The 10,155-nt window shown below is 73.6% G+C and carries 11 protein-coding genes; 3 read left to right on the top strand and 8 right to left on the bottom strand.

Annotated elements, in window-relative coordinates; translation table 11 throughout:
- From ACFT41_RS31260 to ACFT41_RS31230, 7 genes are all read right to left on the bottom strand, one after another.
- Positions 1–1,041: NADPH:quinone reductase (locus ACFT41_RS31260; protein ID WP_377614087.1), on the bottom strand; the 1,041-nt coding region annotated here is incomplete at its 3' end.
- Positions 1,042–1,398: 357 nt separating this feature from the next.
- Positions 1,399–2,535, bottom strand: a complete 1,137-nt coding sequence (locus ACFT41_RS31255; protein WP_377580668.1) for a glutathione-independent formaldehyde dehydrogenase — start codon at positions 2,533–2,535, stop codon at positions 1,399–1,401.
- A gap of 100 nt (positions 2,536–2,635) precedes the next feature.
- Positions 2,636–3,289 carry an HAD family hydrolase gene (locus ACFT41_RS31250; protein ID WP_377580666.1) on the bottom strand — a complete coding sequence of 218 codons (654 nt, stop codon included), beginning with the start codon at positions 3,287–3,289 and terminating at the stop codon, positions 2,636–2,638.
- A gap of 89 nt (positions 3,290–3,378) precedes the next feature.
- Positions 3,379–4,203: a hypothetical protein gene (locus ACFT41_RS31245; protein WP_377580996.1), complete on the bottom strand. Its 825-nt coding sequence runs from the start codon at positions 4,201–4,203 to the stop codon at positions 3,379–3,381.
- A 156-nt stretch (positions 4,204–4,359) separates the two neighbouring features.
- Positions 4,360–5,022 (bottom strand): FKBP-type peptidyl-prolyl cis-trans isomerase, encoded by a 663-nt coding sequence (locus ACFT41_RS31240; RefSeq protein WP_377580664.1) that lies wholly within the window; start codon positions 5,020–5,022, stop codon positions 4,360–4,362.
- Between the two features lie 185 nt (positions 5,023–5,207).
- On the bottom strand, positions 5,208–5,618 hold the full coding sequence (locus tag ACFT41_RS31235; protein ID WP_377580662.1) for a VOC family protein: 411 nt from the start codon (positions 5,616–5,618) through the stop codon (positions 5,208–5,210).
- An 86-nt stretch (positions 5,619–5,704) separates the two neighbouring features.
- Positions 5,705–6,169: a nitroreductase/quinone reductase family protein gene (locus ACFT41_RS31230; protein ID WP_377580660.1), complete on the bottom strand. Its 465-nt coding sequence runs from the start codon at positions 6,167–6,169 to the stop codon at positions 5,705–5,707.
- Between the two features lie 77 nt (positions 6,170–6,246).
- Here ACFT41_RS31230 and ACFT41_RS31225 point away from each other — a divergent pair, with 77 nt between their 5' ends.
- Positions 6,247–6,999 (top strand): TetR/AcrR family transcriptional regulator, encoded by a 753-nt coding sequence (locus ACFT41_RS31225; RefSeq protein ID WP_377580658.1) that lies wholly within the window; start codon positions 6,247–6,249, stop codon positions 6,997–6,999.
- Positions 7,000–7,180: 181 nt separating this feature from the next.
- On the opposite strand, the gene ACFT41_RS31220 is transcribed toward ACFT41_RS31225, so the two are convergent.
- Positions 7,181–8,245, bottom strand: coding sequence for a Ku protein (locus ACFT41_RS31220; protein ID WP_377580656.1), 1,065 nt, complete (start codon positions 8,243–8,245; stop codon positions 7,181–7,183).
- A gap of 105 nt (positions 8,246–8,350) precedes the next feature.
- Between ACFT41_RS31220 and ligD (ACFT41_RS31215) the strand changes: the two genes are divergently transcribed.
- Together ligD (ACFT41_RS31215) and ligD (ACFT41_RS31210) are read left to right on the top strand one after the other, a co-directional pair.
- Positions 8,351–9,292 carry a non-homologous end-joining DNA ligase gene (ligD, locus tag ACFT41_RS31215; RefSeq protein WP_377580994.1) on the top strand — a complete coding sequence of 314 codons (942 nt, stop codon included), beginning with the start codon at positions 8,351–8,353 and terminating at the stop codon, positions 9,290–9,292.
- Positions 9,282–10,155, top strand: an 874-nt coding sequence (gene ligD / locus ACFT41_RS31210; RefSeq protein WP_377614086.1) for a non-homologous end-joining DNA ligase, incomplete at its 3' end; no start/stop codon positions are given. The genes ligD (ACFT41_RS31215) and ligD (ACFT41_RS31210), both read left to right, overlap by 11 nt.

The following is a 10,155-nucleotide window of genomic DNA, read 5'->3' as shown; positions in this document are numbered from 1 at the left end:
GAACTCGGTGGTCGTGACCAGCACCTTGCCGACCACCGAGTTCTCCACCGCCTGGTGGGCCGCCGCCGTGGCGGCCAGCGAGTGGTGGTGCAGCGGCAGCCCGGCCGCCTCGCCGACCCGTACGCCACCTTGCGCCACGGCCGCCGCCACGTCGGCGACGGCCTGCGCCTTGGCCACCGCCGGAGCGGTGTAGACCAGCACGAACTGCCAGCGGGCGTTCGGGGCCATCAGCGGCCGGATCGGCAGCGTCACCTCGCCCCCGCCCCCGCCCCCGCCCCCCCCCCCGTCCCCGCCGTCGTCGGCGTAGACGCAGACCGCCCCGCCGGGGCGCAGCAACTGCACGTCGGCCGCCGCGTTCCTCGCCGCCGACACCTCGACGATCGTGTGCACGCCGTCCGGGGCGATCTTGCGGACCTCCTCGACGACGTCCTGCTCGCGGTAGTTCACGACGAACGACGCGCCGGCCGCCGCCGCTAGGTTCGCCTTCTCCGCGCTGCTGACAGTGGCGACGACGGTGGCGTCGGCCCAGCGGGCGAGCTGGATCGCCGCGTTGCCGACCGCCCCCGCCCCGCCCTGCACCAGCACGGTGTGGTCGGCCAGCGCCCCGGGGTGCAGCTTGCCCGGCATCATCTCCCCGGCGGTCAGGCAGCGGTGCGCGGTGAGGAACGGGATGCCCAGGGCCGCCCCCACGTCGAAGGAGGCGTCGCCGAGGGGCACCGCCTGCCGGACCGGCACCACCGCGTACTCGGCGGCGGTGCCCCACGGGCGCTGCCAGGCGGCCTCCCAGAGCCACACCCGCTCGCCGATCAGGTTCCGGTCGACCCCCGCGCCGACCGCCTCGACCACCCCGGCGCCGTCCTGGCCGGGTGTCTGCCAGCCAGCCGGCGGCGGGGCGGCCCGGCGGGCCTTCCAGTCGGTCGGGTTCACCCCGGAGACGGCCACCCGGACCAGCACCTCCCCGGGCCCCGGCTCCGGCACCGGCCGGTCGACCAGGCGCAGCACGGAGGCGTCGCCGTTGGTCTCGTACACGATCGCCCTCATCGCCGTCTCTCCTCACCTCGCCCGCCGTGGGCCCGTCGCGGGCCACCCCCGTCCGCTACCCGGGTGATCTCGCTTCATTCCGATCCCAGCGGCCACCGGAACCGTATATCCAGGTACACGGAGGCAGGGGAGTGCTGATGCGGGACAAAACGGCGGTAGGCGCGACGCCACCCCCGACGGGCCGGACGGGGCCGGGCGCGGGTAGCGCCGAACAGCCGCACGCCGAACCCCCGCCGTCACCCGACGACCCGGCCGGGCGGCGGCTGCCCTGGACGAGCCGGAGCCGGGCGATCTGAGCCGCCGCGCGGGGGCGGGATGGTCCCGCGGTCGGCTTCAGCGCCACCTGCGGGAGCCGGGCTACGCGGCCGGCTTCAGCACCACCTTCGAGTAGCCGGCCTCCCGCTTGTCGAAGCGCCGGTACGCCTCCGGCGCGGCGTCCAACGGCAGCTCCTTGCTCACCACGAAGCTCGGCTTCGCCCGCCCCGCCATGATCAGGTTCCGCAGGTGCTCGTTGTACGCCTTCACGTTGGCCTGCCCGGTCCCCATCCGCAGGCCCTTCTCGAAGAACTTGCCCACCTTGAACACCAGTTCACCCCGGCCCGCCCGCTCGTCCGGCGCGCCCGGGTCCCGCGCCAGGTACAGCCCGACCACCCCGATCGACCCCGTCGGCCGGACCACGTCCACCAGGCTGTTCAGCACCGCCGCCGGGTGCTCCTCGCCGCCCGCGCCGGACGCCTGGTAGCCCACCGCGTCCACGCCCCGGTCGGTGCCGACCCCGTCGGTCCGCTCCCGGATCTGCTCGACCGGGTCCCCGGCGGTGAAGTCGATCGGGATCGCGCCGATCGACTCGGCCAGCCGCAGCCGGTCGGGGACCTTGTCGACCAGGAACACCTCGGCCGCGCCCATCAGCAGCGCCGAGTACGCGGCCATCAGCCCCACCGGCCCGCCGCCCAGCACCGTGATGTTCTCGCCGGGGCGCAGCCCGGTCATCGTCACCCCGTGGTACCCGGTCGGGAAGATGTCGGCCAGCATCGCGAAGTCGTTCTCGTGCTCGGTGCCCGGCGGCAGCCGCAGGCAGTTGAAGTCGGCGAACGGCACCCGCAGGTACTCGGCCTGCCCGCCCCGGTACGGCCCCATCGCGACGTAGCCGTACGCGCCACCGGCGAAGCCCGGGTTCACGGTCAGGCAGAACCCCGTCTTCCCCTCGCGGCAGTTGCGGCAGAATCCGCACGCCACGTTGAACGGCATCGACACCCGGTCGCCCTTGCGGATGTGCACGACCCCCGGCCCGGCCTCCTCCACCACGCCCATGTTCTCGTGGCCGAACACGATGCCCGGCTCGGCCAGCGTGCGGCCCTCGTACATGTGCAGGTCCGAGCCGCAGATCGCGGTCGTGGTGATCTTGACGATCACGTCGTTCGGCGCCTCGATCCGCGGATCCGAGACCTCGCTCACCGCCACCTCGTGCGGCCCCTGGTACACCACAGCCCTCATGCCACCGACGTTAGGCGGGCAAGCCGGGTGAAGGCCGCGATTCAGGCAGACCGGTCGGGCGATCCGCTCAGGCAGACCGTCGGACCGATGCGCGCGGGGATCAGCCGAGGTCGGCGACGACCTCCGGGGCTAGGTCACCCACCGCCGGCAGCACCACGGCCGCGAGCGCCCCGGCGTCCGGATCCAACGGGTACGCCCCGTGCGGCACCGCCACCACCCGCATCCCCGCCGCGGCGGCCGATCGCACCCCGTTCGAGGAGTCCTCCACCGCCACGCAGCGCGTCGGGTCGACGCCGAGCCGCCGGGCCACCTCCAGGTAGACGTCCGGGGCCGGCTTGCCCCGCTCCGTCTCCTCCGTCGACAGCGTCGCGCCGAATGCGTCGGTCAGCCCCGTCGCCGTCAGCGCCGCCGCGATCAGCCGCGTCGGCGAGGAACTGGCCAGCCCCAACGGCCACCGCGCGGCCAGCCGGCGGACCACCTCGTCGGCCCCGTCGATCACCGGTACGCGCTCGGTGTACCGCCGGGCCATCTCGTCGACCACCTCGGCGGCCACCTGCTCGGCCGTCCGGCGCACGCCCAGCTCACCGCTGAGGTAGCGGGCCCACTCGCCGGTGCTCATCCCCATCAGTCGCCGCTGGGTGTCCGGCTGCCACGTGCCGCCGTGCGCCGCCACGTACGCCCGGCGCACCTCCTCCCAGACCGGCTCGGAGTCCACGATCACGCCGTCCAGGTCGAAGACCACCGCATCCGCCACGGCACCATCCTGCCCGAGCCCTCGCCCGTCCGCTCTCCCGGGCGCCCGGCAGCGCGTTGGCGGGCCGCCCGGGCCCGGCAGCGCGCGGGTCAGGCCGGCAGCGGCGGCAGGCGGATCGGGTTCTCCGGCGGGATCACGGTGTGCCCGGCCCGGGCCAGCGGCTCCAGCAGCTCCCGCAGCCGCCCGGTGCGCTCCGCGCCGAGCGCCTGCCACGGGTGCAGGGCGGCCACGTCGGTGGCGTCCTCCACCGCCTGGAACTCCGCCCGGCCGCGCTCGGTCGGCTTCCCGTCCCCGGTCAGCCACCCCCGACCGGCGAGCCGACCGGCCGCCTCCTCCCACTCCTGCGGCGACCAGCCCCGGCCCAGCAGGTTCAGCTCCGGCATACCCTCGGCGACCCGCCAGGCGAGCGTCTCTACCGGGTCCAGGCCGGCGGCGACCAGCGCCGCGACGTGCCCGTCGCCCCGCTGCTCCCGCAGCGTCGTGGCGGCCTGCCACAGTCGGGCCAGCGGGTATTCGGCGGCCGGCAGGGCGGCGTTCGCCGCACCCAGCACCCGGCCCGCCGGCTGCGCCGCCCGGGCGGCCGTCTCCAGCAGCTCGGCGGCCTCGGCGAGGTGGTCCTCCGGCAGCTCGTACGCCAGCTCCGCCAGCGCCTGCACGGCACCGGTGAGCCGGACCCGCAGCGCCTCGGCCGGGGTCACCAGCTGCCACACCGCCGGCAGCGCCCGCGCCACCACAGGCGGGGCGAAGCTGAAGAACGCGGCCACCACCGGGGCGGCCTCCACGGCGCCCAGCGGGGCGGCCCGGCCGGCGAAGTATCCCCGCCAGAAGCCGCGCAGCCCCACCGCCTCGTACGCGGCCCGCGCCCGGGGATGGAAGTAGGTCACCGCGTGCACCGGCTCGAAGTGCGTCCACATCAACCGGGCGAGCCCCGGATCGTCCAGCGCCGCCACGTGCACCTCCGCGTCGATGGGGTCACCGTGCGACGGGCCGGACCGCCCACGGTGACCCCGAACCTACTGGTCGTAGGCGACGGGAAGAAAGACTCCTGTGAACTACCGCACCAGGTGCGGCTACTGCGCGGCGAGCACGTCGACGACGAACCGCAGCGCTCCGGCCGGATAACCCTCCGGCGGGTTCTTGCCGTACGCGAGGTCTGCGGGGATGTCGAGCTGCACCCGGCTGCCCACCTTCACCCCGACCAGACCCTGGTCCCAGCCCTTGAGGACCTGGCCGACGCCGATCGGGAAGGTGGCCGGCTGGCCGCCGTTCCAGGACGCGTCGAACTCCTTGCCGTCCTTGTAGAACACGCCCACGTAGTTGGTGGTGATCTGCTGGCCGGACTTCACCGCCGGGCCCTTGCCCTCGATCAGGGTGGTGACCTTCAGCTTCGTCAGCTCGCCCTTGCCCGCCTCGACCTTCGGTTTGGTGGCCAGCGCCGGGTCCGACCCCTCGGGCAGCTGCGGGGCGGGCGGCGCGGTGGGCTGCTCCTCGGCCGGCTCGCTCGCCGACGGGGCGGCGGCGGGCTGCTCCGGCGCGTCGTCCTTACCCTGGTTGACCACCACGAACACGGTGATCAGCACGCCGACGACGGCGAGACCGGCGAGCGCGCCGAGGATCGACTGGAGGCGGCGCTTCTTCTCGGCGGCCTTCTTCGCCGCCAGTTGGGCGGCCAGCCGCCGCTCCGCCTTGGCCGGGCCCTGGCCCGCCGACCGGTTCTGCACACGCTCGCTCACGTCGACTCCCTGATCAAGAGGTGGGGGCCCGGCGGCCGCTGCCGAGGCCAGCGCACACGGTACCCGCCCTGCTGCCCACGGTGCTGCCTCGGCCGCCCCCGTACCGGCCCGCCGGCTGCGGCCGAGGTGCTCCCCCGTGCGGGTGGAGCGGGCGGCGACGACCCTGGCCGTCCCCGCGGCGATGCTCAGCGCAGCTCCTGGATCCGGACGAGGTTGCCGGCGGGGTCGCGGAAGGCGCAGTCGCGCATCCCGTACGGCTGCTCGGTCGGCTCCTGGACGACCTCGGCGTCGCTGGCCTGCACCTTCTCGAAGGTGCCGTCCAGGTCGGGGGTGGCCAGCAGGATCCAGCCGTACGTGCCCTTCGCCATCATCTCGGCGATCATGCGCCGCTCGTCGTCGGTGATGCCGGGGTCGACGGCCGGCGGGGCCAGCAGGATGTTGGTGTCGGGCTGGCCGGCGGGGCCGACGGTGATCCAGCGCATGGTGCCCGTGCCGACGTCGTTGCGGACCTCGAAGCCGAGCACGTCGCGGTAGAAGGCCAGGGATGCGTCCGGGTCGGTGTGCGGCAGGAAGCTCGTGTGAATGGTGATGTCCATGGCGATCACGCTAATTGTGGCTGGCTGACCTGCGCTTCTCGATTCCTGATCGGCTCGGCCGTCCGTTCGGGCCGCCCTCCGGAGCCCTATGCGGGGACGGGGGTCAGGACGACGATCGCGGTCTCCCGGCCCCGGCGGGCGGCGAGGCCGGCCAGGTCGCCGTAGCCCTGGTAGTCGTGCAGCGCGGCCCACAGCCGATCGCGGTCGGCGCCGGTGGCCCGGTGGGCGGTCACCTCGCGGGACGCGCCGCCGAGGTCGACGGTCGCCCGTGGGTGGGCCTGGAGGTTGAGCCACCAGGCGGGGTCGGCCGCGTCCCAGCCGTTCATGGCGAGCGTGACGAACCGGTCGCCGTCGCGGATGTAGCCGACGATGACGGCGCGCGGTCGGCCCGTACGGCGGCCGATCGTGTGCAGCCGCAGCATGCCGAATCGGCCGCCCGGCGTCGGGGTGGCCAGGCCCACCCGGTCGGCGGTGACGCGCAGCAGGGCCTTGTGGCCCAGCCAGGCGCCGCGGACGAACCACCTCGGCGGGGGCTTGGGGGACGTTCTCATCGCGGCCTCGTTTCTACGATGTAGGTCTACACCGTAGAGTAAGCCCTACGCCGTAGGGGGACAAGTAGGATCCGAGGGTGCCCCGACGTGCCGACGACCGCTCCGCGACCCGCGCCACCTCCCGATTGAGCCGGGAGACGATCGTCGCCGCGGCGATCGAACTCGCCGACCGGGACGGCCTCGCCGGGCTGAGCATGCGGCGGCTCGCCCAGCACCTCGGCGTGGACGCGATGTCGATCTACTACCACCTGCGCGACAAGGACACCCTGCTCGCCGCGATGGTCGACGCCGTCGCCGCCGAGATCGGGGCCACCGAGACCGAGGCCGGCGGCGAGATCGGGGCCGGTGACGAGGCGGCGGCCGGCGCGGACCCGCCGGCCGGCACCGGGCCGTGGACCGACCAACTGCGGGCGCTGATCATGCGGGCCCGCCGCACGATGCTGCGCCATCCGTGGGCGGCCCGGGTGCTGGAGGCGCGCGACACACCCACCCCGGCCGTGTTGCTGCACATCGAGCGGGTGCTCGCCGTGCTGCGCGGCGGCGGCTGCTCGGTGAGCCTGAGCCACCACGCCCTGCACCTGCTCGGCAGCCGGATCCTCGGCTTCAGCCAGGACCTGTTCGACGACTCGCCGAACACCTCTGCGGCCGAGGAGGCGAACGCCGCGCAGGCGGCCGCCTGGGCCGAGACCATGCCGCACATCGCGGAACTCGCCGTCGCGGTCTCACACAGCGGCGCCCTCGGCGGCTGCGACGACGAGGACGAATTCGCGTTCGCCCTCGACCTGCTGCTCGACGGGCTCGACCGGCGGCGGCTCGCCGAGCAGGGCTGACGTCCGGTTCGACCTGCCCGGCAGGAGCCCGGGCGGAAGCCGGCCGCGCGGGACGCCGTCCGGGGTGCGCGATCAGTGGCCGGTTGCGGTGGAATCGCACCGGCGTGTCGTGTAGCGGAGGCAGCCACTCTTCCCGGCTCGGGCACTCCGGACGCCTCGACCCCGGCGACACAGGCTCCGGCTAGGCGGTCTTGCGGGGTGCCGCCTTCTTCGGGGCGGCCTTCCGCGCCGGAGCCTTAGTCGTGGCCTTCCCCGGTGCCGCCTTCTTCGTACCCCCGGTGGCCTTCGTCGCCCCGGCGGACCCGCCGCCGGTCGCCCCGGCCGCCTTCTTCGCCGTCTTCGTCGCTGCCTTCTTCTCGGCCGTCTTGCGCGCCGGGGCCTTCGCCTCCTTCGCCTTCTTCGTCGCCTTCTGCGCCGACCGGGCCGACGTGATCGGGGTCGGCTCGCCGCCGCGCTCCCGCTGCTCCCCGCGCGCCGCCCGGGCCCGCTCCACCGACGCCTTCAACGCCGCCATCAGGTCCACCGCCGCCGCCGGGGCCTCCTCGACCTCCTCCGGCTGGACCACCTCGCGGCCCTCCACCTTCGCGTCGATGACCTCCTGCAACGCCGCCCGGTAGTCGTCGGTGAAGACCTCCGGCTCGAACTCGCCGGCCATCGAGTCGATCAGCGAACTGGCCATCGCCAGCTCCGGCGGCCGGACCTTCAGGTCCTCGCCCAGAAAACCGAATTCGGGGGTACGGACCTCGTCCGGCCACAGCATCGTGTTGAGCAGCAGCACCCCCTCGCGTACCCGCAGGGTGGCCAACTGCTCCCGCTGGCGCAGCGCCACCTTCACGATCGCCACCCGCTCCGAGTCGACGAGCGCGTCGCGCAGCAGCACGTACGGCTTCGTCGCCGCGCCCTCAGGCTCCAGGAAGTACGCCTTGTTGTAGAGGATCGGGTCGACCTGCTCCGCCGGGACGAACTCCAGCACGTCGATCGCGCGCGAGGTGGTCAGCGGCAGGTCCGCGAAATCCTCGTCGGTCAGGATCACCATCTCGCCGCCGCCGATGTCGTACCCCTTGGCGATGTCGTCGTAGGTGACCTCCTCACCGCACACCGAGCAGGTGCGCTTGTACCGGATGCGCCCCCCGTCCTCCCGATGCACCTGGTGGAAGCGGATGTCCTTCTCCTCGGTCGCCGAATAGAGCTTCACCGCGATCGAGACCAGCCCGAACGAGACCGCCCCCTTCCAGATCGCCCGCATCCCCCGCTCCTCTCCCCGACTACAGATCAGGATCGCAAAGGATCGAAGCGGGCGCGATGACTTCTGTTGCCCTACTACAGTCAGAAAATGCCGGGAACGTCGGGAATGCGGGCCGCGCCGCTGAAGCCGATGCTCGCGACGACCGGTCCGCTGCCCGTCGGCGCCGACTGGGCGTACGAGTTCAAGTGGGACGGCGTACGCGCGCTCGCCGACGTCGTCGGCGGCCGGCAACACCTGTACGCCCGCTCCGGCGTGCAGATCACCGCCGCGTACCCGGAGTTGATCACCCTCGCCGAGCAGGTCGACGACGCCCTGCTCGACGGCGAGGTGGTGCTGCTCAACGAGGCCGGGCAGCCCTCCTTCACCGCCCTCGCCGAACGGATGCACGTGCGCGACCCGGCGAAGGCGGCCCGGCTCGCGGCGAGCGTACCCGTGACGTACCTGATCTTCGATCTGTTGCGGCTGCGCGGCGCGGACCTCACCGGCCGGCCCTGGCGCGAACGCCGCGACCTGCTGGAGGGCCTCGGCCTCGGCGGCGCGCGATGGGCCGTGCCCCCGGTCTTCGCCGACGGGCCCGCCACCTACGAGGCGGCCGGCGAACACGGCCTCGAAGGGGTGATGGCCAAGCGGGCCGGCTCGGCCTACCGGCCCGGGGTCCGCTCGCCCGACTGGGTGAAGGTCAAGCTGGAGGTCACCGGCGACTTCGTCGTCGGCGGCTGGCGACCCGGGGCCCGCCGGATCGGCGGCCTGCTCGTCGGGGTGCCCCGCCCGGACGGCCGGCTCACCTACCGGGGGCGGGTCGGCGGCGGCATCGGCGCGGCCCTCGAACGCGAACTGCTGCGCGAACTGGAGCCCCTGCGCTCGGGAAACTCCCCGTTCGGCGGCGACGTGCCCCGCGAGGATGCCCGGGGCGCCAACTGGGTGATCCCCAGAATCGTGGTGGAGGTGAAGTACGGCCAGCGCACCCCCGACGGCCGGCTGCGCTTCCCCCGGGTGCTGCGGCTGCGCCCCGACAAGCCGCCCGAGGAGGTGGACGATGCCGGCTGACCGGCTGAAAGTCGACGTGCAGGGCCGCGGCCTGGAGCTGTCCAACCTGGACAAGGTGCTCTACCCGGCGGCCGGCTTCACCAAGGGCGAGGTGATCGACTACTACACCCGGATCGCCCCGGTGCTCCTGCCGCACCTCGCCGACCGGGCGCTGACCCGCATCCGCTACCCCAACGGCGTCGAGGACAAGAGCTTCTTCGAGAAGAACGCCCCCGCCGCCACCCCCGCCTGGGTACGCACCGAGACGCTGCCCGCCCCCGGCTCCACCAGGGGCCGGGAGACGATCGACTACGTCGTCGCCGACGACCTGCCCACCCTCGTCTGGCTGGCCAACCTCGCCGCCCTGGAACTGCACACCCCGCAGTGGAAGATCGGCAGCCACCCCGACCTGCTGGTCGTCGACCTCGACCCGGGCCCCCCGGCCGGGCTGCGCGAATGCAGCCAGGTGGCGCTGCTGCTGCGCGACCGGCTGGCTCTTGACGGGCTGTCCTCCTATCCGAAGACGTCGGGGAAGAAGGGCATGCAGCTCTGCTGCCCGATCGCCGGCACCCAGTCCTCCGACGTCGTCTCGGACTACGCGCACCGCGTCGCCCGCGAGCTGGAGGGCGCACACCCGAAGCTGATCGTGTCGAGGATGGCGAAGAACCTGCGCGGCGGAAAGGTCTTCATCGACTGGAGCCAGAACAGCGCGGCGAAGACGACGGTCGCCCCGTATTCGCTGCGCGCCCAGTCGACGCCGGCCGTCTCCACCCCGCTGACCTGGGACGTGGTGGCGGCCGGCGCGGCCGGGAAGCGCCCGGCGACGAAGCCGTACACCGCTGCGGAGGTGCTCAAGCGGGTGGACAGGCACGGCGACCTGCTCG

Source organism: Micromonospora sp. NPDC057141, assembly GCF_042670805.1.
Taxonomy (GTDB): Bacteria; Actinomycetota; Actinomycetes; order Mycobacteriales; family Micromonosporaceae; genus Micromonospora.
The sequence above is the reverse complement of the archived record's forward strand: the minus strand, read 5'-3'. Positions and strand labels throughout refer to the sequence as shown.